Source organism: Duganella sp. GW822-FHT06D06, assembly GCF_058799615.1.
In genome coordinates, this window is sequence record NZ_JBXALQ010000002.1 from 288,880 (window position 1) to 312,776 (window position 23,897).

A 23,897-nucleotide genomic window follows, 5' to 3' on the forward strand; every position below is an offset into this window, starting at 1 on the left:
GACAGAAAACCGGGGACAGGGCTGGAAAGCGCAGCGGCGAGCGCCGCTGCGCGAGGGGCTGCTAGAGCTTGATGTAGATTTTCTTCCGATCCAGGGCGTAGCCGACCAGCCAGCAGCCCAGCATGTATGCCACGGCCCACAGCAGGGTCCCGCTACGGACGCCGGCCCACGGCTGGAACAGGTTCAGGTAGATCCAGTCGAAGACGTTCCGGTCGCCGATCCTGAGCAGGAAAAAGGTGGACGCCACCACTTCGCTGAACAGGTAGATGAACAGCGTATTGCGGCCGAAGACTTCGAAGAAGTAGGTCCAGCCGCGCTTGCCCAGCATGTCGATCACGTACAGCAGCAGCGACAGCGTGAACAGGTCGATGGCGATGGTCATCAGCGTGTAGGAACTGGTCCACAGCTTTTTATTGAGCGGGAATACACTGCTCCAGCACAGCGCCAGTACAGCCAGTACAGCGGCGGACATGGTCAGCTTGGCGATGGTTTCGTAGCTGGCGCCCAGGCGGCGCACCAGGCGTCCGGCGAAGTAGCCGGCCAGCACATTGACGATGGATGGCAGCGTGCTCAATATCCCTTCCGGATCGAAGGCGACACCCTCGCCGTGGTACATATGCGCTTCGCCCAGCACCAGCAGGTCCAGCTTGCGCTGCGCGTTGCCGGCCAGCGTGTAGTCGCCGAACCAGTACATGACGGCCCAGTAGCCCAGCAGCGCCAGCACCGCGAACACGATGGCGCCCTTCTCCTTCCAGTAATGCAGGATCAGCGAGCCGGCGCAGTAGCCCAGCGCGATCCGTTGCAGTACACCGAAGATACGGGTGCCGGACAGCGGCAGTACAGTCAGCGATCCACCCTCGGTACTGAAGAAGGGATACCAGTACATCAGGAAGCCGCACAGGAAGATCAGCGCGGTGCGGGTGAAGATCTTCCTCAGCACCGCCGCCTCGCCCATGCCCTGGTACTTCTCCAGCGTGAAGCTGAGCGCCGTGCCGACCACGAACATAAAGGTCGGGAACACCAGGTCGGTCAGCGTCAGGCCATGCCATTCGGCGTGCAGGAAAGGCGCGTAGGTGGTGGCCGGCGTGCCCGGCATGTTCACCATGATCATCAGCGCGACCGTCAGGCCGCGCAGCACGTCGATGGCTTGCGAGCGTTGATGCTGTGTCTTCATTGATGGTCGACTTTCAGAGTGTATTGGGCTATTGCAAACGTTATCATCATCGCCAGCGTCTGGCGAATGCCGTTAAGAGCTTGATTCCATTGGCTTATTGTCGGCGTTGCTTACAGTTCCTTACGCGTGCGGAAGGGCCCCGTGCGGCGGCGCGTCCGCCGCTGCAACAAAACTTCACAGAGCCTTACAAAATGTATTGCGAAGCTGTTGCTTTGGCGCTCAGGCAGGCAGGCGGATGGTGGCGTTCAAGCCGCCCTCGGGATGGTTTTCCAGCAGCAGCTGGCCGCCATGGGCCTCGATCACGCTGCGCGCGATGCCCAGCCCCAGCCCCATGCCGGTATCGTTCTGCTCGCGGCCGTGGGCCAGCCGCACGTAGGGATCGAACAGGCTGGCGAAGGCATCCTCCGGCACGCCGGGGCCGTGATCGCGCACGGCGATCGCCACCGCGCCCGGCTCGGCGCTGACGCTGATCTCGGCACGGTCGCCGTAGTACAAGGCGTTGTCCAGCAGGTTGCCGATGGCGCGTTTCAAGGCCAGCGGCTTGGCGCGCACGGTGATGCCGCTGTCGCGATAGCCCACCTCGTGCCCCGCCAGCCGCGCGCTGCGCACCAGGCGCCCCAGCAGCGCGTCGAGCTTGACCTCGGCCGGGTTCTCGTGGATGTCGCTGTCCTTCACGCATTGCAGCGCGCCTTTGACCATCATGTCCAGTTCATCGAGGTCTTCCTCGAACTCGTTGCGCAGCGCTTCGTCGTCCAGCAGTTCGGAGCGCAGCTTCAGACGCGTGATCGGCGTGCGCAGGTCGTGCGAGATCGAGATGAACAAGCGCTCGCGGTCCTCGATGTAGCGCTGGATGCGCTCGCGCATGGCGCTGAAGGCGCGCGCGGTGTTGATGAATTCACGGCTGCCCGTTTCCGGCAGCGGTGGCGCGCGGTCGTCCTGCCCTTGGCCGAAGGCGGCGGCGGCGTCGGACAAGGCGGCCAGCGGCCGCGTGATCCAGCGCACCACCAGCAGGCAAAGCAGCAGCACCACCGCCAGCGACAGTCCTTGCAGCGCCAGGCGGTCCCACGCCAGCGGATCGTTACTGCTCAAGAAGTACGGGTTGGGCATCAGCGCCGCCATGTACAGCCAGTTTCCAGGCTCGATCTCGGTCTGGATCACCAGTATCGGCGCGGGGTCCGGCTGGATCAGCAGGATGTGCTGGACCCAGGCGTCCGGCAGGTCGCTCAAACGGACGCCGTCCTCCGACACCACCAGCTGGTCCGGCCAGGCAAAGGCCAGGCGGAACCCAGGCGAATGCGGCAGGTCGCTTTTCAAGGTGGCGCCCACCGTCGCCAACACGCTGCTGGCCAGCGGATGCTCGGCGATCGGCTGGACCGGCACGTAGGCGTGATTGAGGTTGACGAAGAAGCGCGTGCCGCCCATCTCGCGCAGCTGCTGGATCAGCAGCAAACGGTAGTTCGCCGGCAGGCTGCGGAAGAAACGGATCGCACCGGAAGCGCCGTGCGCCATGTATTGCGACGCCGACTGCGCCTCCACCTGCGCCTTGGCGCGCAGCTGGCTGGCCCAGATCACGCTGGCGGCCAGCTGCGTCACCAACAGGCCGGCCGCCATCACCAACATCAAGCGTCCCAGCAGCGACTGCGGCCAGATCCTGCCCAGCCGTTCCAACATCCGATTCGATGCCCGCTTAAGCATGCGAGACGCTGACGTCGGCCGAGAACACGTAGCCGGCGCCGCGCACGGTCTTGATCAGGGCCGGCTGCTTGCCGTCGTCGTTGAGGCGCAGGCGCAGGCGGCTGATCTGTACGTCCAGCGAACGATCCAATGGGCCGGCGTCGCGGCCGCGGGTTTCCTCGCACAGCACGCTGCGGTCCAGGATCACGCCCGGATGCTCGACGAAGTACTTCAGCAGCTGGAAGTCCAATCCTGTCAGCGCGACGACCGCGCCGGCGCTATCGAGCACCTTGCGCTCCATCAGGTCCAGCGTGAAACCGACGAAGCGGTAGTAACGCGCCGACGGCGTCTCCAGCGCGGTGCGGCGCAGGATGGCCTTGATGCGGGCCAGCAGCTCGCGCGGACTGTAAGGCTTGGCGATATAGTCGTCCGCGCCCAGCTCCAGGCCGACGATGCGGTCGGTCTCGTCGGAGCTGGCGGTCAGCATGATGATGGGGACATTCGACCGTTGACGCACCTGCTTGCACAGCGCGAAGCCGTCGGTATCGGGCAGCATCACGTCCAGGATCACCAGCGATAGCTGCTCGGAGTGGGTATGCAGCTCGGCCATGAAGCTCTCGCCGTTGTGCGACAGGATTACCTCGTACTGGTTTTTCTCCAGGTAGGTCTTGAGCAGGACGCGGGTCTTTTGGTCATCGTCTACGATCAGTATCTTGCGCACCGGGTGCTCCTTGGCTTCTGAGGTTAAACAGTCGGAACAACGCGCCCAGGCGGCGTTGCGCCTCGGCAGGCGTGGCCCTGTCGTCTAGAAAATATCGGTGGATTTCGGCGATGATGGCGTCGCGACTGGCTTCGTCGGTGGCCATGCGGTGCACCAGGCTTGGCGCCTGCACTGCGGCGCCCTGCGCGAAGGTGGTCCAGGAGGCGCGCGCACAGCTGTCCATTTTCGACGGGTCGGCGTCGCGCCGCACCGGCACGGCGCCCTTCAAGGCATTGTATTCCGCCTGCACCGTCGGCGACACCAGCAAGCGCGCCATCTTTTCCTGCGACGCCATGTGGCGGTAGTCGCCGGCGAACATGGTCAGCGTATCGACGCTGTACAGGTGGTATTTGGCGGTGCCCGGCGCGGCGCCGCAGGCGTAGTCCTCGTCCAGCGTCATGCCGCGTTCGGCCAGCTCCGGCTTGGCCCAGTCGCCCATGATCATCATCGCGGCTTCGCGGCGGGCGAACTGGCGCACCACTTCCGGCCACGGACGCTCGTCCAGCTGGCCGCTGATCCAACCCTTGACGACGCGCAACCGCTCCAGCGCTTCGGCGGTGCGGCGGTCGGCGGCGGCGGCCGGATTGCGGCGCACGAACAGCTCGCGGTAGAACTCAGGACCGCTTTCGGCCAGCACCAGGTTTTCGAACAGCGCGGCCACCTGCCAGGATTCGCTGCTCTGCGCCAGCGGCACGATGCCGGCGGCCTTGAACTTGAGCGCGACGCTCTGGAATTCTTCCCACGTCTGCGGCGGCGACACCTTCAGTTGAGCGAACAGCGCGCGGTTGTAGTACAGCGTGTTGACGCGGTGGATGCCGAGCGGCGCCGCCACCACGTGCTTGCGATGCTGGATCAGGGTCTGGATGGTGGGGAACAGGAAGCCGTTCCAGTTACCGGCGCTGGCGACGTTGTCGATTTCCAGCAGCAGGCCCAGTTCCGCCCATTCGGCGACGGAGACGCCGATGATCTGCGTGACCTCCGGCGCATCGCCGGCCAGCACGCGGCTCTTCAGCACCTTGCCGGCGCCCAGGCCGGCGCCGCCCGGTATCGCGGCATCCTTCCATTCGAGGCCTTCGTCGGCCATGCGCGTGGCCAGCGCATTGGCGGCCTTGCGCTCGCTGCTGGAAGTCCACCAATGCAGTACCTGTAGCGTATTGAGCGAGGCGACCGGTGCGCCGGCCTGTTGCGCGGCATAAGCCATCGACAGCCCACCCCAATTGAAGGCGCAGGCTGCGGCCAGCAGGCCGAAAGTCCACGCCCGCGCAGGCGGCGCGCCGCGGCCGATCGAACGAAAGCGCAACCAGGCTAACCTCGGCAAGGCTACTTTTTCTATCGACGCAATCACTCGTTATCCCGAACAAAACAGTGCCACGATTATAACGGAGAAGATCGCCGCCGGGATCAATTGGTATGCTTCGCGTGCATGCCCTCCGCTCAATGGTTGTCGATGCGCGACACCGCGCCCATCCTGCCGTTGCGGTCGAACGCTGACACTTTAATCTGGCCCTTGTCGGATATCGGCCCGTTCACTGGTTTGCTATTGGTATTTGGCTCGCTGCCGTCGCTGGTGTAGCGCATGACGATGCCCGGCAGGACATGGTTGACCAGCACCCAGCCGCCGTCCAGCATCAGGCCCGGCGGCGCGATGCGGTAATCGACCTTGGCGTGCTCCAGGTCGAGGCGCGGCAGCACGCGCTGGCTCAGCGTGTTGACGAAACCGGACCACGCAGTACGATGCAATGCGGCGGCTTTGGCGGCATCGGGCTCGGTCGCCCAATCGGGATCCGGTGCCCACGAGCGCTCGGCCATCGCCAGCAGGCGTGGCATCACGAGGTAGTCGAGACGTTCCGGCGTGCGCACGGTTTCGGTGAACAGCGTCGCTTCCAGGCCGCGTATGCGGCGCTTGCCGTAGTCGGTCAGCGAGTCCTTGCCGACCAGCGGCGGGTGGGCGTTCTTCATGTAGTCCAGCGGGATGAAGTCATAGACCGTATCCAGTTCGACGTAATCGCCCCAGTTCACGCCCGGCTCTTCGGGATTGGCGCTGTAGGCCATGTCCATGTACATCTTGGTCACCGGCGCCAGCACGATGTCGTAGCCGGCGTTGGCGAGACGGTAGGCGAAGTCCTCGGCGCCTTCGGTGTTGTTCCAGACGTAGGCGCTGAAACCGCGTTGCGTGAAATGCGGATTCGGTATCAGTTTGTGCTCGCCGCGCAGCTTGGTGCCACGGGCCGCCAACTCCTCCCAACCGGAGGCGTACAGGCCGTGCTTGCGCAGGATAGCGTCGACCCGGTCGTAGAAGTAGTCCCACAGCTCGGCGGTGCTTTCCAGTTTTTTCTTCTGCATGACCGCGCGGCTGGCGGGCGACTGCTCCCATGCGCCGCCCGGCAGTTCGTCGCCGCCGACGTGGATGGTATGCAGCGGCACGCCCGCTTCCTTGTACATCGCGGCGACCTGCGTTATCACGTGGTCGATGAAGGTGAAGCTGGACTCCAGGCCGGGATTGATCACGTGGTCGTTGTACAGCTGCGCCGATTTGTAGACGGATTTGTCGGCAAGATCGTTGAGCAGGTATTTGGCGGCGTCGCGCTTCCCTTCGGCCTTCAGGCGGTGGTAACGGGCCTCCATCGAATGGACGGCGGCGCGGGCGTGGCCCGGCATTTCGATTTCCGGTATCACTTCGATGTGGCGCGCGGCGGCGTAGCGCAGGATCTCGATGTACTCGGCGCGGGTGTAGTAACCGCTGCCGCTGGCGTCCAGCGGATCGGGGCCGGAGCCGTAGGCCGGCTGCATCCGCACGCCGGGCTTGGCGCTGTGGCCGCGCACCGCGCCGATGCTGGTGAGCTCCGGCAGGCCGGCGATCTCCAGCCGCCAGCCTTCGTCTTCGGTCAGGTGGAAGTGGAATTTATTGAGCTTATAGCGGGCCATCAAATCCAGCAGCTTGAAAACGGTCTGCTTGGTGTGGAAGTTGCGGCCCACGTCCAGCTGGAAGCCGCGATACTCGAAACGCGGCGCGTCGGTGATCGTCAGTTCCGGCAGTTCGACGCTGGCGGCGCCCGGCAGCGGCAGCAGGTCGCGCAGCGACTGCAAGCCATAAGCGACGCCGGCGGCACTGTTGCCGACGATGTCGATGCCGTTCTTGATCGTCAGCGTATAGGCTTCCGGCGAGGTGGAGCCGGCCACGGCGCCCACGCTCAGCCGCAGCGTCGGCGCGCCGGCGCCGGCCGCTGGCAAATTGGCGGGGAATAGCGAACGCGCAAACGCGGCCTCCGTCTTCAGCGCGACGGGAGCGACGATCTTCGGCAGCGCGGCCAGTTGCAGCTTGCCGCCGCCCGTTTGCAGATGCTGCGGCGTCGGGAACACCGGCGGCAACGCGGCGGCCGGCATCCAGTCCGCATTGGCGTTGCGGCGATAGATGTCCTGCGCGGTGACCACCGGCTTGGCACCGCTGCTGCCCTTGTCCAGCTGTTCGGGACGCGTGACCGGCAGCAGCTGGTAGTCGGCGATGGCCTGGCCGACGTCCGGCGCGGCGTCGTAGACCAGGTAGGGCCCGGCCGGCGCCTTGGCCAGCTTGATGACCAGGTCGGGATGGTAGTAGGGGATGTTCAGCGTCTGCCCCGCCGGCACGCCGGCAAAGCCGGGCGCGGGACGAATGCGGAACAGATTACCCGCCACCTGTTCAAGCAGCAGATTGCCGTCCAGCGGTCCGGTCGCCACGCCGTCCATGACGTTGAAGTACAGCGTCCAGCCCTGCGCGGGAAGGGGCTGCAGGCTCAGATTGGTCAGAATCAGGCGCGCCTGCGTGCCGCCGCCCGGCGCCGCGGGCGTGAACACATTGCGCACCAGCTCCCAGCGCAAGCGGATCTGCGCGCCGTTGACGTATCCCGCCACCGCGCCCTGCCCGGCCGCCGTCTTTGCCTCCGGCGCGGCCTGCACGACCGTCCCACCCGCCATCGCCACCATCAGCCATGAGGCCAGCGCGATACCACTGTACTTGATCTGCTTACGCATTCGATTCCTTTTCTTTTACCAGGTGGCGCCAAGGCGGATGCCATAGATGCGCGGATCGTTGAAGGACGCCGTCACATAGCCGGGATCGACCACGCTTGCGTAGTTCTTCGCCAGTGTCTGGCCCCAGTTTTTCACATAAGCCTCCGCATACCATTTGCCGCCCGGCGAAACCAGCTTGATCGCCGCGTCGACCGTGGTATAGGCCTTCTGCGCATCGGAGATGTGGGGATTATCCAGATTCCGCAGCGAGAAGTACATCTTGTCCTGCCAGCGCGCCGAAATCCACGGCGTCAGCGTGTAGTCGCCCAGTTCGAAGTCCTGCGAAACGTTCAGGTTCAGCGTATTGGCCGGCGCGTACGGCAGGCGGTTGCCGGCGATATTCAGCGGGAACTTGCCGGCGAACAGAGGATCGGTGCCTTCATACGGCACGCAGGCCGGCGCGCCGTACTTGTCGCGGATGTTGCAGCTGATCGAGCTATCCTCGCTGTAGGTCGGATAGGACTTGATGACCGCCTTCAGGTGCGAGTACGAATAGCCGATGTGCGAACCGGGCCACGGCTTGTACTCGCCCTCGATCTCCAGGCCGGAGATATTCGCCTGCGCCGCGTTCTGCGTGCCGTAAATGACCACGCTGTCGCAGTACGGATTGGTGGCGGTGCACGGCACCTTCGGAATGATCTTGCCGACGGTGACGCCGCCGGTCAGCTGCATGTCCTTGTAGCGGCTGTAGAACGCGGTGACCGAGAAACTCAGCTTGTTGTTCAGCAGGCGGCCCTTGTAGCCCAACTCGAAGTTGGTCAGCGTCTCGGGATTCCACGGCATGTTGGTGTAGTGCGGTCCCGGCGTCAGGCCGGCGCAATTGCCGTTCAAGCCGGTGCGGCAGATATCTTCCTTGTCGCTGAAGCCCCCGGCCTTGTAGCCGGTCGACAGCGAGGTGTAGACCATGTCGCGCGGCGTCAGCTGGCGGCTCAGGCCCAGGCGCCAGGTGAACTTCTTCCATGAAGCCGAATCGTCGCTGATCACCGGATGGATCGAAGAATCGAAACCACCGGCGCCGTAGTAGCCGCCCATGCCCGGCTTCAGGTCGGAGCTGTTGAACGGCACGAAGCCCGGCGTGCCCGGCGTGCCGGGGTTGTGCAGCCCTTTGAAGTAGATCGCCGGATCGTCCGAGAACGCCGTGTCCCAGTACATTCCGCCGACGTCCTTGCGGGTGTCGCGGGTCATGCGGCCGCCCACGGTCAGGTTCCAGGTCGGCGCGAATTCCCAGTCGGCCTGCGCGAAGATGGCCTTGGAATCGGACTGGCGGTCGGCCTGATGGTAGAAGAAGGACTCGGCCGGGAAACCGTAGGTGCCCCACGACGCGCCCAGGTAATCCTGCGCGTAGTCGATGCTGTTCTTCTCGTGCATCCAGAACAGGCCCGCCACATAGCGCAGGCGGTCGTACTTGCCGCGCAGCTGTAGCTCGTGGACGGTGGACACGTACTTGGATGCCGTGGTGTAGGTGGCGTAGTCGTTGAACGGCGACGTGCCCGGACGCTCCGCCAGCTCGCTCTCGATGGGCTGGTAGCCGCTGTCGCTGTCCTGGATCTCGCGCCGTTTCTGGCTCGACCACGAGGCGTTGTACTCGATGGTGGTGGATGGATTCAGATCCCATACCAGGCCGCTGCGCGCGGTGTCGATGGTCATGTCCATCACGCCCGGTACGTTGACCTTCACGTCCCACTGGCCGCCGGTACAGGCGTATGGCGTGCCGGCCGCCTGCCCGCAGTCCTTGATCGGCAGGTCGCCGGCGCCATTGTTCTGGTACTTCTCGTAGGTCAGGCGCCAGTCGAGGTCAGGACGGATCTTCCAGCGCGCCTGCAAGCGCGCCGCGTATTCGTCCTTGTTGGTGTAGAACTTGTCGGCGCCGACCTTCTGGTTGAAGCGCTGGTCGATATCGGGAATGACGTTGCCGGCCGAATCGCGGGCCGGCACGATGCCCAGCGCCGGGAAGTTCGCCGCGTAGAAGTCCTGTTGCTGGTTGATGTAGCCGTCACGCTTGATCTTCATCGCCGTGACGCGCATCGCGAAGTTGTCGTTGACCGGGATGTTCTGCACCGCCGACACCTGGCGTCCACGGTAATTGCTCAAATCCGCTACGGCGGTGCCGTAGCTGCTGCCGAATTCCGGCTTGGCCGGAATGATGTTGATGCTGCCGCCGGTCGAGTTACGGCCGAACAGCGTACCCTGCGGACCGCGCAACACCTCGACCTGGTCGAGGTCGAACATCAGCGCCAGCGCGGCCTGGGGGCGCGGCTGGTACAAGCCCGCCACGTGCAGGCCCACGGCCGGGTTGCCGATCTCGGTGAAGTCGGAGCTGCTCACGCCCCGGATCGCGATCTGCACGCCGCCGCTGCCGTCGTTGGAACTGCCCAGTTGCAGATTGGGGATCTGGCCGCTCAATCCGCGCACATCGGTGATGCCGTCGCGGCTCAACGCTTCCTGCGTCACCGCCGTTACCGCCACCGGCGTCTTGAGCAGCGAGGTGGAATGGCGGGTCGCCGTTACCTTGACCTCCGCCACCTGATCCCTGGTGGCGATGGCCGAAGCGTCGGCCTCCTGTTGCTGCGCGCAGGCCGCGCCGCCCACGCCGGCGCAAATGCTGCCGATGGCGAGACTCATTAGCTTTCTCTTGGTACTATGATGCGACATCATTGCTCTCCCGATCAAACATTATTTTTCTCGCCACCAGCAAGGTGTTACGTCCAGCTTTCTAGAACTTGGCCTTCAAGCCAATGCTGTAACGCGCGCCGTTCTCGTACACGCCCACCGGCAAGCCGTCGGTCGTATTGGTACGAATGACTTCGTTGGTGATGTTCACCGCCGTCAGGTACAGGCTGAACTTCGGCGTGATATCCCAGCTGGCCGACGCATCCCACTGGCCGTAGGCGCTGGTCACATCCTGGCCACCTTCATCCAGCGCACCGTAGGCCTTCGAGCGGTAGTTGTACGACAGCCGCGCGCTGTAGCCGTCCTTCTCGAAGAAGCCGGTGATGTTGGCCTGGTTGCGCGAGTTGCCGACCACGTTCAGCTTCACGCCACCCGCATTGGCGCCGGTCTTGGCGTCGGTGTAGGTGTAGTTGACGATGGCGCCGAAGCCGCTGCTGAACGCTTGCTGCCATTGCAGTTCCAGGCCGTTGACCGTTTCGCCGTTGTTGGCGTTGTATGGACGGGTCACCGGACGCATCACGCCACCCACATTCTCCGTGGCCGTCTGCGTGTAGATGAAGGTGTCGAGCTTCTTCGCAAACACGGTGGCCGACAGCAGCGACGCATCGGCGTAGTACCACTCCGCACCGAGTTCCGCCTGGTTGGCGTGGTAAGGCTTGAGCAGCGGATTGCCGGAGGTGGCGGCGTTGGTGGTGCCGCTGACTTCCGTACTGGCGCTCAAATCGCTGTAGGTGTTACGCGCCATCACGCGCGCCACGGCGCCGCGCACCAGCAGCTCCTTGTTGACGGTGTAGACCGCGTTGAGGTTGGGCAGCACATCGGTGTAGCTGCGGGACACGTTGGCCAGCGTGTAGTTGCCGGAACCCTTCAGGTCCTGGTAAGCCTCGGAGTTCTGGTCGGTCTTGACGATACGGGCGCCGAAGTCGCCGCGCCATTGGCCGACTGCGAAGTCCGCGCGCGCATAGGTCGCATAGATCTTTTCCTTGATCTTGTAGTACTCGCCCTTCGCTTCCGCGTAGACCATGCCCTTGTCGTACATAGGGAAGCCCTTGGAGTAGGCCAGGCCGTCATCCACCCAAGCGTACTGCGTCAGCGAGCCTGGATTGGCGGCCTTCTGGCTCAGCAGAGGCGAGGCGCCGGTCGACAGGTCGGCCAGCGAGAACGACTGCCAGCCAGGATTGCCAGGACCGTTGGTGCCGATGGTGCGGTGGTTCTGCACCGTGGTGTCGCGGAACTTGGCGCCGACCTTGAACGACTTGAAGAAGCCATTGTTCACGTCCAGCGTCAGGTCGCCCTGCGCATAGTTTTCCTTGGTCTCCATGCGGCGGATCCAGTCGCGCGAGCTTTGCAGCGTCAGCTTGCTCGGATCGAGCGGATTCATGTCGTGGTACTTGACCTCATAGGTGTCCGGCGCAAGGTTGAAGGTGGTGCGGGTATTCCCGACGAACCAGAAGTTGCGGTCATGGTCGCTGCCGCCCGAGCCCTTGGTGGTGCCGGCCTGGCCGTGGAATTTCCAGTTGTCGGCGTCGTAGGTACCTTCCAGGTCCAGCACTTCCGACTTGATGTAGGACTGGCGGAAGATAGGCTCGAACGACACGCCGCCCGTCGGGCCGACAGTGCCGCCGACCAGCGCCTTGGTGCCATCGGAGGTGGTGATGAACTTCGGATTGGTGACGGCGATATTACCCTTCGCATCCGCCAGGCCGCCCGCTTCCCACAGGTAGTTCTGGTTGCTGTTGTCCATGCTCATATCCGAGTTCATGTAGTTCAGCGAGATGTCGGTGTTGACGTTCGGGCGGGCCTGCAGGGTGATGTCGCCGGTGGTGCGTTTGCGGTCCTGGCGGAAGATCGCCGAGCCGCCGCCCCAGGACGCATAGGCGCCCGGGGTGACGGCGCCGTTCTGGTCGACGATGTTGTACTTGGTCGAGTCGGTGAAGTTTTCCAGGCCGTCGCGGCGCATGGTGCGCTGCTGGCGGCTGACCGCGACCAGGGCGCCGAAGGTTTTCTGCTCGTTGGTCCAGCTCAGCAAGCCGGAGATCTGCGGATCGGTTTTCTTCGGCAGCTTGCTGTAGGTCTCCTCCACCGACACCTGCGCCACCAGCGGCTTCAGTTGCAGGGGTTTGCGGGTCTTGACGATCACCAGGCCGCCGATGCTGCCCTCGTCCAGGTCGGCCGACGGGCTTTTATATACGTCGATGCTGGCCACCAGCTCGGAAGCCAGGATGTCGTAGTTGAAGCCGCGGCTTTGCGAATCGTTCTTCCACCAGTAGCCGGAAGCGACGGCCTGGCCGTTCAACTGGGTCAGGTTCAGGTTCTTGTCGGTGCCGCGCACGAAGATGTCGCGCCCCTCGCCCCAGGTACGGTCGACGGAGATGCCCGGCACGCGTTGCAGCGAATCGGCCACGTTCTTGTCCGGGAATTTGCCGACTTCCTCGGCGGTGACGGTATCGATGACGTTGCCGGAATCGCGCTTCTCGGCCAGGTTGCGCTTCAGGCGTTCGCGGATGCCGCGCACTTCGACGGTTGCGGCGTCGCCAACTGGCGCAGCGTCGCTGGTTTGAGCCGCTTCGACCGCAACTGGATCCGCCGCATACACCTGGTGCGCAAAGCCGCCGCTCAGCGCCAATGCGATCAAGTGAGGTAGTAGTTTTTTCTTAAGTACCGGCTTGGTCATTCAATTCTCCTTGTTTGAAAAATGTGCACCGCATTGATCTAAGACGCTGCGCATCATGCTGCGCGCGGCCGACACCATATTCCCCGGACGCAGGCGTCGAAGCGCCAGTCCCCCTTCGTCAAACACGTGGAAGGCGGTGCTGTCGGCCGAGAAGACGATGGGCTGTCCGATCTCGACGTGACGTTCGCCGTCTCCGCGTATCACCACGTCTTCTGCACCTTCACGACTGACGTAGATGTAATTGGCTTCGCCCAGGTGTTCGACCACACTGACCTCGCCTTTGAAAACTTCCGAACCGGCGCGCGATTCGTTGATATGTTCGGCGCGCAGGCCGAGCGTGACCTTCATGCCGGTGCGCAGGCCGCTGCCATCGACAGCGGCGCGCACCGCTTCGCCGCTGGGCAGCAGCGCCAGCACGCCGCCGGCGCCCGCTTCGGCGACGGTGCCGACCATCAGGTTCATCTTCGGCGAGCCGATAAAGCCGGCGACGAACAGATTGCACGGCTGCTGGTACAGGTCGAGCGGCGTGCCGGCCTGCTGGATCTGCCCTTCATGCATGACGACGATCTTGTCGCCCAAGGTCATCGCCTCGACCTGGTCGTGGGTGACGTAGACGATCGTGGCGTCCAGCTGGCGGTGCAGCTTGGCGATCTCCAGGCGGGTCTGTACGCGCAACGCGGCGTCCAGGTTGGACAGCGGCTCGTCGAACAGGAACAAACGCGGTTCGCGCACGATGGCGCGGCCGATAGCCACCCGCTGCCGCTGGCCGCCCGACAGTTCGCGCGGCAGGCGCTCCAGCAGGTGTTCGATCTTCAGCGTGGCGGCGGCGCGGGTGATGCGTTCCTTGATCGCCGCCTTGCCCTGCCCCGCCACCTTCAGGCCGAAGGCCATGTTCTGGTACACCGTCATGTGCGGATACAGCGCATAGCTCTGGAACACCATGGCGATGCCGCGTTCGGCCGGCGGCAGGTGGTTGACCACCTCGTCGCCGATCGACATGCTGCCGCCGGTGATGCTCTCCAGGCCGCACAACATCCGCAGCAGCGTCGATTTGCCGCAGCCGGAGGGGCCGACCAGCACCACGAACTCGCCGTGCGCGATATCCAGGTCGATGCCGGCCAGGACATCGGTCTTGCCATCGTAGGATTTACGCAGCTGCTTCAGGCTGACACTTGCCATTACATTCCTCTTTCTGTTGTTGGGTTACTTGACCGCGCCGGCCGTCAGGCCGCGGATCAATTGACGCGAAAAGACCGCGTACAAGATCAGCATCGGGATCACCGCCAGCGACAGCGCGGCCAGCACGGAATTCCAGTCGGTGACGTACTGGCCGATGAACTGCTGCACGCCCAGGGTGACGGTCTTGGTGCGGTCGGACGGCGCCAGGATCAGCGGAAACCACAGGTCGTTCCAGGCCGGGATCATGGTGAACACCGCCACCGTCGCAATCGCCGGCCGTATCAGCGGCAGCACCACCTGGAAGAAGATGCGCACTTCGCCGACGCCGTCGCAGCGGGCCGCGTCCTTCAGCTCCGACGGCACCTGGCGCATGAATTCGGACAGGATCATGATCGCCAGCGGCAGGCCCTGCGCCGTGTACACCAGGATCAGCGCGGCCAGCGTGTTGACCAGGTCCAGCTTGACCATCAACTCCAGTATCGACACCGTGCCGAGGCGGATCGGGATCATGATGCCGAGGGCGAGGAACAGCGTCAGCACACGGTTGCCCATGAAGCTGTACTCCGACAGGGCCCACGCCGCCATGGCGCCGAACAACACGATGCACAACAGCGCCACCAGCGTCACGTACAGGCTGTTGCCGAAGTAGAGCAGGAAATTGGTGCTGGCCAGGACCTTCTGGAAGCCGATGAAGGTCAGCGACTCCATCGTCGGCAGCGCCAGCGGATCGTCGAAGATGGCGGCGCGGCTCTTGACCGAGTTAATCAGGATCAGCGCGATCGGGAACAGCGCCAGCACGGTGTAGGCGATCAGGGTCGCATGCACCATCAGGCGCCCCAGGTCGAAGCGGCTGGCCAGCGGTATGGATGGATTCATGGCGATAGCGGTCATGGCGCGGCCCTCACAGTGCAAAGCGGGTCAGCCTGCGCTGGACACCGACAAAATAAACACCCACGCCGGCCAGGATCACCAGGAACATCAGCGTGGCGACGGCGGAACCCAGGTAGGCGTTGCCGACCTGCGCCTGGTAGCCGAAGAAGGTGCGGTAAAACAGCGTGCCGAGGATATCGGTCGAATAATTCGGCCCGGCCAGCGCGCCCTTGATCGAGTAGATCAGATCGAAGGCGTTGAAGTTGGCGACGAAGGTCAGGATCGTCACCAGTCCCAGTGTCGGATAGATCAGCGGCAGCTTGATCTGCCAGAAGATGCGCAGCGCGCTGGCGCCTTCCACGTGGGCCGCTTCGACGATCTCCTCCGGCACCGCCAGCAGCGCGGCGTAGATCAGCATCATCGGCATGCCGATGTACTGCCACACCGAGATCATCGACAGCGTCGCCAGTGCGGTTTCTTCCTGCCCCATCCACGGCGCGAACCACTCGGCCAGGCCGGCAAAGCCCATCAGCTTCTCGCCCACGCCCCATAGCGGCGACAGGATCAGCTGCCAGATAAAGCCGATGATCACCACCGACAGCAACGTCGGCAAGAAGATCAGCGTGCGGTAGGTACGGGCGCCGCGCAGCCCTTTCAGGCTAAACAACGTCGCCAGCAACAGGCCGACCGGGTTCTGCAGCAGCATGTGGATGCAGAAGAACTTGGCGTTGTTGGCCATCGCATTCCAGAAGCCTGCAGACCAATCCGGATCGAGCAGGATGGTGCGGAAGTTTTCCAGGCCGACGAAAACCGTCGTGCCGTTGTCGTCGGCGCTGAAGAAGCCCTGCGCCAGCGTCTGCACCAGCGGCAGCGCGCTAAACAGGGAGTAGACGATCACCGCCGGCGCCAGGAACATCAACAACTGCCAGGGCCGCACCGTATTAACCACGTGTTTCAAGTAAGCCTCCAGAATTCGGGCAAAAAGGAGCCGGCGCCGCGCCCGGCGCCGGCCAAAGGAATCACACAATCAGGGGGAGGGATTGGTGTGATACTACTTTTGCTGTGGCTTGTACCACTTCGCAAAACCGTTTTGCAGCTTGGCCGCGGCATCCTTGGGGGCCAGCTTGCCGTTCAATACCTGCGCATTCACGTTCCACAATTCGCTTTCCATGCTGGGCTGCCCGCGATTGAGCACCTGCGCGTTGAAGCGTATCGTCGAGGCGCAGGTCCCGCGCCATTCCGCCATCTGCTTGGCCACCGGATCGCGCACCGCGATCAGGTGATTGGACAGCGAGAAGAAGCCGGTCACGCGATTGGTGTAGATGTCGGCGAATTCCTGCGAGCCCACCCAGGCCAGGAACTTGTAGGCGTCCTCTTTGTTCTTGGACTTTTTGTTGACGCCCAGGCCGATGTCCATGTGGTCGGAGATGAAGCACGGGTCGCCCGCCTTGCGCACCGGTGGCGCAAACGCGCCCAGCTCCAGGCCCGGCGTCTGGCCGAAGTACGAGATATCCCAGGAGCCGGTCGGATAGATCGCCGCGCGGCCCAGCGCGAACTGGTTCTGGCTGTCGCCGTAGGTTTGGGCGCTGGCGCCCTTGCTGAGGTAAGTGCCCATCTTCTGCTCGAACTGCAGGGCCTCGACGAACGGTGCGTCGGTCAGCCTGGCTTTGCCGGAGATGAGGGCCTTGCGGCCTTCCTCGCCACGCCAGAAGTTCGGGCCGATATTGGTATAAACCATTTGGCTCGATTCCCACTGGTCGGCGGTGCCCAGCGCCAGCGGCGCGACGCCGCCCTTCTTCAGCGCCTCCAGCACGGCGAAGAATTCGTCGACGGTCTTCGGCGGTTGCAGGTTCAGCTTCTTGAAGATCTTCTTGTTGTATAAGAAGCCGTGGATCACCGAGGCCACCGGCATGCAGAAGGTGTCCTTGCCGTCGTCGGTCTGCCAGGCCACGGTCGACGTGGGCGCGAAGTTCTGCATGCCTGGCTTGCCGTCCAGCTTCTCCAGATGGCCTTTCTTGTAGAGCGACAGCGAGACATCGAACGGACGGCAGGCTATCACGTCGCCGGCGGTGCCGCCGGCCAGGCGCGCGGCCAGGCTGGAGTCGTACTCGGTGGGCGCGGTCGGCGCGAATTTGACTTCGATGCCGGGATTGCTCTTTTCGAAGGCCGGCAGCAGTACTTTTTCCCACAGCGTCTTGTCGTCGACGCGCCAGCTTTCGATCACCAGGGTGCCGGCCTGGGAGGCCTGGGCGGAGAACATGGCGATCAGCAGAGCGTGGCGAACAATACGGCGTACTTGCATGGTTGGATCCTTTTGCATGGCTTTATTTACAACGATGAATTTATTCTAGCATTGGCTTTTCTGTGACAGACAAGTGAGTTGCCTTACAGAACCAATCAGCTAAGCCGTTGAATTCATTGGTATAAATTTTCAGCGAGGGATCACTGCATTACATTTCCTTACTGCCGATGGGGACGCGAAGGGGATATGGCGGGGACAGCGCCCCCGCCCTGCAAGGCTTCGTAAGAAATGCTTACATAACTTTACAAAAAGCCTGGGAGCTTGTTGTTGGAATGCGGCAGATGCCGTGCAAACGGTCGGCATACTCCTTGATGAGCAGCAGGGAACCGACGTCGGAATCGAAGACCGAGTACAGGCCCTGCTCTTCCTGCGGCGGGTCGCCGACGAAGTCGTTCCCCGGCTTCCACCAGTAGTCCGCGTTGGCGGCGCGGCCGGCGCCGCCCCATGCCCAGAAATTGAAGCCGGCGATCGGATCGCCTTTGCTGGCGCGCTGATAGATCACGTCGAAGACTTCGCGGTAGTAGCGGTCGCGGATCTTGGTGGTGGCCTTGATGCTGAACGACGGACCGTCGCGGTCCAGCCCAAACTCTTCCAGCACGATAGGCTTGTTCAGCTTCTTCGCCAGTTCGATGTGGGTGTTCAGGTAGTCGCGGCTCTTGGCGATGGCGCCGTCCCAGCTGCCGGTGGGGTTCTTCGAATCGAACCAGCCCCAGTTCTTGGGCCACAGGTGATAGGTCAGGTAGTCGATATTGCTGGTGCGGTGGGCGTCCAGGTAGAGCTGCGCGTCCTGCGCCGAGCCGACCACGCCTTCGCTGCCGCTGCTGACCATGTGGTTCTTGTCCAGGCTATGGATGTAGCCCGCCGTCTCGTCTATCCATTTGACGTAGACCGCTCTTTCCTTCTGCGTTACCTGGCTGGTGCCCGGACGCGGCTCGTTGGCCAGCTGCCACGCCATGATGCTGGCATCCTCGGAGTATGGCTTGCCGGTGACGGTGTTGACGCGCTTGACGATCCTGGCGATCACGTTGCGGTACTCGGCTTGCGAGGCGGCGCTGCGATAGAAGGCGGCGGTACTGGTCAGGAAGCCGTCGAAGTCCTTGGTGACGTTGGGGTCCAGCGCCGGCGTGCCCTCGAACCAGTTCAGGTACTGCGTCATGCCGCCGGACCATTGCCAGAAGTTGTTCAGGTAGAGCACCACCGTCATATCGCGCTTGGCGACTTCCGCCATCAGGAAGTCCAGGCCGACCAGCAGTTCCTCGTCGTACTGGCCCGGCGCCGCCGTCGTCGCGGGGCTGACCGCGCTCTTGATGTCCGTCTTTTCCGACACGGCCAGCACGCGCAGGTTGTTGATGCCCAGCGCGCGCATATGGTCCAACTCCTTCAGCAGGCGAGCGCGCTCGCCCACGCCGCCGGCCGAGCCGAGATAGCCGCCGTACCAGAAATTGGCGCCGACGATGTAGTAGGCCTGGCCCTTGCGGGCAAAGTGCGTCTTCTTGGCGCTGACGAAATCGCTGCGGGCATCGGCCGCGCCAACCATGCCGCAAGCGCCCAACATCAGAGCGGCGGCGCAGAACTTGAATAGTAGTTTCATGATCTATTTTGTGGAGTACATGCCGGCATACTTCACGCCGAAGTAGAGAATAAAGGTGTAGCAGGCGGCCGGCACGAAGAACGACCATTGCAGGCCGATGGAGTCGGCCAGCAAGCCTTGCGCGAACGGCACGACCGCGCCGCCGACGATGGCCATGCACAGGATGCCGGAGCCCTGGCCGGTCTGCTTGCCCAGCTTGTGCAGCGCCATGCTGAAGATGGTCGGGAACATGATGGAGTTGAACAGGCCAACCGCGATGATGCTCCACATGGCGACCGCGCCGCTGCCGAAGATGGCAGCCAGGATCAGCGCGATGGAGGCCGCCGAGTTGAAGGCCAGCGCCTTGCCCGGGCTGACATAACGCATCACCCCGAAGCCGATGAAGCGGCCGATCATGGCGCCGCCCCAGTAATAGCTGACATAGTGCGCCGCGGCGCCGGCCGGCAGGCTGGCGATATTCGACTCGCCGAGGAAGTTGATCAGGAAGCTACCGATGCTGACTTCTCCGCCCACATACAGAAAGATGCCGATCGCGCCCAGCACCAGGTGGCGATGCGCCAGCACGGATTTCTCAACGGTGGAGATGACGCCGGCCTCCTCTTCCGCGTGGGTCATCTTCGGCAGGCGCACCAGCGCGAACAGGATGGCCAGCGCCAGCAGCGCCGCAGCCAGCGCCAGGTAAGGGCCCTGCACGGCGGCCGCTTCCTCGGCCTTGGTCTTGACCAGGTTGGCCACCACGGGCGCGCCTTCGGACAGGATCAGGATGCCGCCCAGCGTAGGCGCGATGGTGGTGCCCAGCGAATTGAAGGCCTGGGTCAGCGTCAGGCGGCTCGACGCGGTGGCCGGCGCGCCCAGCACCGTCACATATGGATTGGCCGCGACCTGCAGGATCGTGATGCCGCTGGCGAGCACGAAGAACGCCAGCAGGAACAGCGCATAGCCGTTCATCGACGCCGGATAGAACAGCGCGCAACCGCCGGCCGCCAGTACCAGGCCGCTGACCGCGCCGCGCTGGTAGCCGATGCGCTTGATCAGCATCCCGGCCGGCAGCGAGACGATGAAGTAGGCGCCGAAAAAGCAGAACTGCACCAGCATCGCCTGCACATAATTAAGGGTATAAATCGATTTCAGATGCGGAATCAGCACGTCGTTTAGCGACGTTAGCAGTCCCCACATGAAGAACAGCAGCGTGATGATCACCAGCGGGACGGTGTTGCTGGTGCCCTCCTGGTCCGTTTGGCCTTGACGACGCAAAGCTGCCGATGCAACGTGTTCCATAAAACTGTCTCCCGTATGGATGGTTTTTATATTAATGAAAAAGATTCTGCATGGGCGCCCTCCGGTGGTCAAACGACTAGCGCATTTCGGCCGCAGTTTAGCCACCTTCACTAAACACGCTGATATAGGCGCGACGCCGCCGTTGCGGCGCGGCGAAAGGCTAAAACTGGCATGTTTAGTAAATTGCGCTAAACTTTTCGGGAAAATCATCTAGTTGTTTGACCGGGCGTGGACGCTTATGCAAGACTGCGTTCACACAGAATCCTGCCGACGGCCACGCCGCGAGCAGTTTCATAAAGATACTTGGAGGGTAGATGGGCAATGCCACGAATGTCGCCGGAGTGACGATACGGGATATCGCCCGTGTCGCCGGGGTGTCCGCAGGGACCATCTCACGGGCGCTGAAGAATGAACCGGGTTTGACCGAAGCCACCCGCCAGATGGTGCTGGAAGCGGCGCGGGAACTGGGCTACGATTTCTGCAAGCTGCGGCCGAAACGCCTGCGGCGGCTGACCTTTTTGCTGCACCGCCAGCACAACACCGCGTCGAGTAGCCCGTTCTACTCGCCGGTGCTGCATGGCGCCGAAGAAGCTTGCCGCAAGCAGGGCATCGTGCTGTCGTTCATGGCGGTCGGCCCGGCGGACGGTTTGATCGACCAGATCCGCATGCATGCGCCGGACGGCATCGTCTGCGCCGGCTTCTTCGAACCGGAGACCTTGAGCGCCCTGCGCTCGACCGGCAAGCAGCTGGTGCTGATCGATATGCAGCTGCGCGGCTACAGCTCCGTCAACCCGGACAATATGATGGGTGGCTACCTGGCCACCAAGCACCTGATCGACACCGGCCGCACCCGCGTGGGCTTCATCTCCGGCCCGCTGTCGCACTACAGCATCCGCGAGCGCGCCCGCGGCTACCGTCAGGCGCTGTTTGAAGAAGGCATCCTGGCCGATCCGCGCCTGGAAGCGGGATTGCCGGACGGCGTGGACCTGGAAACCGGCGCCTGGGAAGCGATGGAGAAGCTGCTGTCGCTGCCCCATCCGCCGGACGCGGTGTTCTGCTACAACGACAGCGCCGCGCTGGTGGCAATGCGCTGCTGCCTGGCCAAGGGCTTGAAGGTCCCGCACGATATCGCCATCGTCGGCTTCGACGACATCGCGACCGCCGTGCTGGGGCATCGTCCGCTGACGACGCTGCGCATCGACAAGAAGGCATTGGGCGCGCTGGGCGTGGAACTGCTGCTCAGCGGGCAGCAGGATGAGGCGGTAGAAAAGATCGCACCGGTGGAATTGATCGTCCGTGCCAGCACCGTGTTCGACGGGTGGCGCATACAGAAATAATCTTGAAATAATCTTTACAGACCAGGCTTTGCCGCAGGGCGTACGGTTCGCAGGAACCGTATGCGGGGGCTGCTGCGCGCCTGAAAAACATACAGCGCTTGCCGTACAAGGCGGCCTGCTTTTTAACCTACAAACGGACCTGACGATGGTACCAGATTTTCAATCCCGCGCAACGCTGCTGAACCACATACGCCACACCAAGCACTTCTACGACGACCGCTGCATGGACCCAAGCGGCGGCTTCTATCACTTCTACAAGGATGATGGAACGGTCTACGACGCGCACACCCGTCACCTGGTCAGCAGCACGCGTTTCATCTTCACGCATGCGATGGCGTGGCGCCAGTTCGGCGAAGCGGCCGACCAGCAGCGCCTGCGCCATGGCCTGGACTTCCTGCGCAAGGCGCACCGCAACGCCGACACCGGCGGCTATGCGTGGCAGCTGGACTGGAACAACGGCGCCGGCCTCGTCACCGACGGCACCAACCACTGCTACGGACTGGCCTTCGTGCTGCTGGCCTACAGCCACGCGCTGATGGCCGGCGAGACCCAGGCCCGCGAGTGGATCGCCGAGACCTATGCGCTGATGGAACGCCGCTTCTGGCAAGCCCCCCATGGCCTGTACGCCGACGAAGCCAGCTCCGATTGGACTTTCCTGGCGCCCTATCGCGGCCAGAACGCCAATATGCACGCCTGCGAAGCGCTGATCGCCGCCTTCGAGGCGACCGGCGAACGCGCCTACCTGCTGCGCGCCGAAACGCTGGCCCGCAACATCACGCAACGCCAGGCCGCGCTGGCCGACAACCTGATCTGGGAGCACTACCACGCCGACTGGTCGGTGGACACCGAATACAACCGCCACGACAAGAGCAATATCTTCCGTCCGTGGGGTTACCAGCCGGGCCACCTGACCGAGTGGGCCAAGCTGCTGCTGCTGCTGGAGCGCCACGGCGAGCAGCTGGAAGGCGGCAGCAACTGGCTGCTGCCGCGCGCCGTCGAGCTGTTCGACGCGGCGCTGGCCAAGGCCTGGGACCATGAGCACGGCGGCATCTACTACGGCTTTGCGCCGGACGGCAGCATTTGCGACGATCTCAAATACTTCTGGGTGCAGGCCGAAAGCCTGGCCACCGCCGCGCTGCTGGCAGCGCGCACCGGCGAATCGCGCTACTGGACCTGGTACGACAAGATCTGGGCCTACAGCTGGGAGCATTTCGTCGACCACCGGCACGGCGCGTGGTATCGCATCCTGGGCGCGGACAACAGCAAGCTGACCGACGAGAAAAGCCCCGCCGGCAAGGTGGACTATCACACCATGGGCGCCTGCTACGAAGTGCTCAACGTATTGAAGGATTAAGCATGACGGCCTTTCCGGTATTCGTGGCGGCGGGCGAAGCGCTGACCGACATGATCGTGCAGGACCCGCAACAGCAGCAGTGGTTTAGCCAGGTGGGCGGCTCGACCTGGAACGTGGCGCGCACCATGGCCAGGCTGGACGTGCCAACCGCCTTCGCCGGCGCCATCAGCCGCGACGTCTTCGGCGACGCACTGTGGCAGGCCAGCGAGGCCGCGCGGCTGGATCTGCGCTTCCTCCAGCGCAGCGACAAATCGCCGCTGCTGGCGATCGTGCACCGCACCGATCCACCGGCGTACTTCTTCGTCGGCGACGACAGCGCCGATTTGCAGTTCGACGCGGCGGCGCTGCCGGAGGGCTGGCGCGCGCACTGCAAATGGGCGCACTTCGGCGGCATCAGCCTGGCGCGCCAGCCGCTGGCGGACAAGCTGGTGGCGCTGGCCGGACAGCTCAAGCGCGACGGCGTGCGCATCAGCTACGATCCGAACTACCGCTTGTTGATGGACGAGCGTTACGACGCCACGCTGCGCCGCATGACGGAGCTGGCGGACGTCATCAAGGTATCCGAAGAAGATCTGGAAGGCCTGTTCCGCACCAGCGATATCGATGGCGCCTTCACCACGCTGCGCAGCTGGAACCCCGGCGCCACCTGGCTGTACACCAAGGGTGGCGCAGGTGCGTCGCTGCACGCAGGCGACCAGGCGTGGCATCTGCCTGCGCCGCCGATCACGGTGGTCGACACCGTCGGCGCGGGCGACGCCAGCATCGCCGCGCTGGCATGGAGCATGATGCATCGACCGCAAAACCAGCCCTTGCAGCATCTGCAGTTTGCCGTGGCGGCCGGCGCCGCCGCCTGCCTGGCCGCAGGCGCCTCGCCGCCGTCGCTGGCGCAGATCGAGGCGCTGCTGCCGTAAGTAGCCGCAGTAAAAAGCATGAGGGCCGTCATACGGTTGTCATACAACACCGATAAGATTGCGGGCTTTATATCGT

16 protein-coding genes are annotated in these 23,897 nt (G+C 63.6%); 3 read left to right on the forward strand and 13 right to left on the reverse strand.

The features are described 5' to 3' along the window. Positions 1-61 precede the first annotated feature (61 nt). From AC1RMD_RS04565 to AC1RMD_RS04625, 13 genes are all read right to left on the reverse strand, one after another. The gene (locus AC1RMD_RS04565; protein ID WP_492924066.1) at positions 62-1,174 is read right to left on the reverse strand and encodes an acyltransferase family protein; all 1,113 of its coding nucleotides are present in this window, start codon (positions 1,172-1,174) and stop codon (positions 62-64) included. A 219-nt stretch (positions 1,175-1,393) separates the two neighbouring features. Then, positions 1,394-2,869 (reverse strand): ATP-binding protein, encoded by a 1,476-nt coding sequence (locus AC1RMD_RS04570; RefSeq protein ID WP_492924068.1) that lies wholly within the window; start codon positions 2,867-2,869, stop codon positions 1,394-1,396. Continuing rightward, positions 2,862-3,569: a response regulator gene (locus AC1RMD_RS04575; protein ID WP_492924070.1), complete on the reverse strand. Its 708-nt coding sequence runs from the start codon at positions 3,567-3,569 to the stop codon at positions 2,862-2,864. Before AC1RMD_RS04575 ends, AC1RMD_RS04570 begins: the two co-directional genes overlap by 8 nt. Continuing rightward, positions 3,541-4,908, reverse strand: a complete 1,368-nt coding sequence (locus AC1RMD_RS04580) for an ABC transporter substrate-binding protein (protein ID WP_492924072.1) — start codon at positions 4,906-4,908, stop codon at positions 3,541-3,543. The genes AC1RMD_RS04575 and AC1RMD_RS04580 overlap by 29 nt, the downstream gene beginning before the upstream one ends. 134 nt (positions 4,909-5,042) lie before the next feature. Beyond that, the gene (locus tag AC1RMD_RS04585) at positions 5,043-7,616 is read right to left on the reverse strand and encodes a family 20 glycosylhydrolase (RefSeq protein ID WP_492924074.1); all 2,574 of its coding nucleotides are present in this window, start codon (positions 7,614-7,616) and stop codon (positions 5,043-5,045) included. A gap of 15 nt (positions 7,617-7,631) precedes the next feature. Beyond that, on the reverse strand, positions 7,632-10,277 hold the full coding sequence (locus AC1RMD_RS04590) for a TonB-dependent receptor (protein ID WP_492924076.1): 2,646 nt from the start codon (positions 10,275-10,277) through the stop codon (positions 7,632-7,634). A 91-nt stretch (positions 10,278-10,368) separates the two neighbouring features. Beyond that, a complete protein-coding gene (locus AC1RMD_RS04595; RefSeq protein ID WP_492924078.1) occupies positions 10,369-12,999 on the reverse strand; it encodes a TonB-dependent receptor in 2,631 nt (876 codons plus the stop codon). After that, on the reverse strand, positions 13,000-14,178 hold the full coding sequence (locus AC1RMD_RS04600) for an ABC transporter ATP-binding protein (RefSeq protein WP_492924080.1): 1,179 nt from the start codon (positions 14,176-14,178) through the stop codon (positions 13,000-13,002). Positions 14,179-14,202: 24 nt separating this feature from the next. Beyond that, positions 14,203-15,069, reverse strand: a complete 867-nt coding sequence (locus tag AC1RMD_RS04605; RefSeq protein WP_492924082.1) for a carbohydrate ABC transporter permease — start codon at positions 15,067-15,069, stop codon at positions 14,203-14,205. 10 nt (positions 15,070-15,079) lie between these two features. Then, positions 15,080-15,964 (reverse strand): carbohydrate ABC transporter permease, encoded by an 885-nt coding sequence (locus AC1RMD_RS04610; RefSeq protein WP_492924689.1) that lies wholly within the window; start codon positions 15,962-15,964, stop codon positions 15,080-15,082. Positions 15,965-16,099: 135 nt separating this feature from the next. Beyond that, the gene (locus AC1RMD_RS04615; RefSeq protein ID WP_492924084.1) at positions 16,100-17,350 is read right to left on the reverse strand and encodes an ABC transporter substrate-binding protein; all 1,251 of its coding nucleotides are present in this window, start codon (positions 17,348-17,350) and stop codon (positions 16,100-16,102) included. 232 nt (positions 17,351-17,582) lie between these two features. Then, the gene (locus tag AC1RMD_RS04620; RefSeq protein ID WP_492924086.1) at positions 17,583-18,941 is read right to left on the reverse strand and encodes a glycoside hydrolase 5 family protein; all 1,359 of its coding nucleotides are present in this window, start codon (positions 18,939-18,941) and stop codon (positions 17,583-17,585) included. 3 nt (positions 18,942-18,944) lie between these two features. Then, positions 18,945-20,219, reverse strand: coding sequence for a sugar MFS transporter (locus AC1RMD_RS04625; RefSeq protein ID WP_492924088.1), 1,275 nt, complete (start codon positions 20,217-20,219; stop codon positions 18,945-18,947). Between the two features lie 314 nt (positions 20,220-20,533). On the opposite strand from AC1RMD_RS04625, the gene AC1RMD_RS04630 reads away from it, so the two are divergent. From AC1RMD_RS04630 to AC1RMD_RS04640, 3 genes are all read left to right on the forward strand, one after another. Further along, positions 20,534-21,556, forward strand: a complete 1,023-nt coding sequence (locus AC1RMD_RS04630) for a LacI family DNA-binding transcriptional regulator (RefSeq protein ID WP_492924090.1) — start codon at positions 20,534-20,536, stop codon at positions 21,554-21,556. A gap of 145 nt (positions 21,557-21,701) precedes the next feature. Next, entirely contained in the window at positions 21,702-22,910 is a 1,209-nt protein-coding gene (locus AC1RMD_RS04635) for an AGE family epimerase/isomerase (RefSeq protein WP_492924092.1), read from the forward strand. Between the two features lie 2 nt (positions 22,911-22,912). Next, positions 22,913-23,821, forward strand: coding sequence for a carbohydrate kinase family protein (locus tag AC1RMD_RS04640; protein ID WP_492924094.1), 909 nt, complete (start codon positions 22,913-22,915; stop codon positions 23,819-23,821). Positions 23,822-23,897: the final 76 nt, after the last annotated feature.

Coding starts and splice junctions, on each gene's coding strand:
- AC1RMD_RS04635 (WP_492924092.1), top strand. CDS start 21,702: ATGGTACCAGATTTTCAATCCCGCGCAACGCTGCTGAACCACATACGC.
- AC1RMD_RS04625 (WP_492924088.1), bottom strand. CDS start 20,219: ATGGAACACGTTGCATCGGCAGCTTTGCGTCGTCAAGGCCAAACGGAC.
- AC1RMD_RS04570 (WP_492924068.1), bottom strand. CDS start 2,869: ATGCTTAAGCGGGCATCGAATCGGATGTTGGAACGGCTGGGCAGGATC.
- AC1RMD_RS04640 (WP_492924094.1), top strand. CDS start 22,913: ATGACGGCCTTTCCGGTATTCGTGGCGGCGGGCGAAGCGCTGACCGAC.
- AC1RMD_RS04610 (WP_492924689.1), bottom strand. CDS start 15,964: ATGTTCCTGGCGCCGGCGGTGATCGTCTACTCCCTGTTTAGCGCGCTG.
- AC1RMD_RS04585 (WP_492924074.1), bottom strand. CDS start 7,616: ATGCGTAAGCAGATCAAGTACAGTGGTATCGCGCTGGCCTCATGGCTG.
- AC1RMD_RS04590 (WP_492924076.1), bottom strand. CDS start 10,277: ATGAGTCTCGCCATCGGCAGCATTTGCGCCGGCGTGGGCGGCGCGGCC.
- AC1RMD_RS04630 (WP_492924090.1), top strand. CDS start 20,534: ATGGGCAATGCCACGAATGTCGCCGGAGTGACGATACGGGATATCGCC.
- AC1RMD_RS04595 (WP_492924078.1), bottom strand. CDS start 12,999: ATGACCAAGCCGGTACTTAAGAAAAAACTACTACCTCACTTGATCGCA.
- AC1RMD_RS04565 (WP_492924066.1), bottom strand. CDS start 1,174: ATGAAGACACAGCATCAACGCTCGCAAGCCATCGACGTGCTGCGCGGC.
- AC1RMD_RS04615 (WP_492924084.1), bottom strand. CDS start 17,350: ATGCAAGTACGCCGTATTGTTCGCCACGCTCTGCTGATCGCCATGTTC.
- AC1RMD_RS04605 (WP_492924082.1), bottom strand. CDS start 15,069: ATGACCGCTATCGCCATGAATCCATCCATACCGCTGGCCAGCCGCTTC.
- AC1RMD_RS04600 (WP_492924080.1), bottom strand. CDS start 14,178: ATGGCAAGTGTCAGCCTGAAGCAGCTGCGTAAATCCTACGATGGCAAG.
- AC1RMD_RS04620 (WP_492924086.1), bottom strand. CDS start 18,941: ATGAAACTACTATTCAAGTTCTGCGCCGCCGCTCTGATGTTGGGCGCT.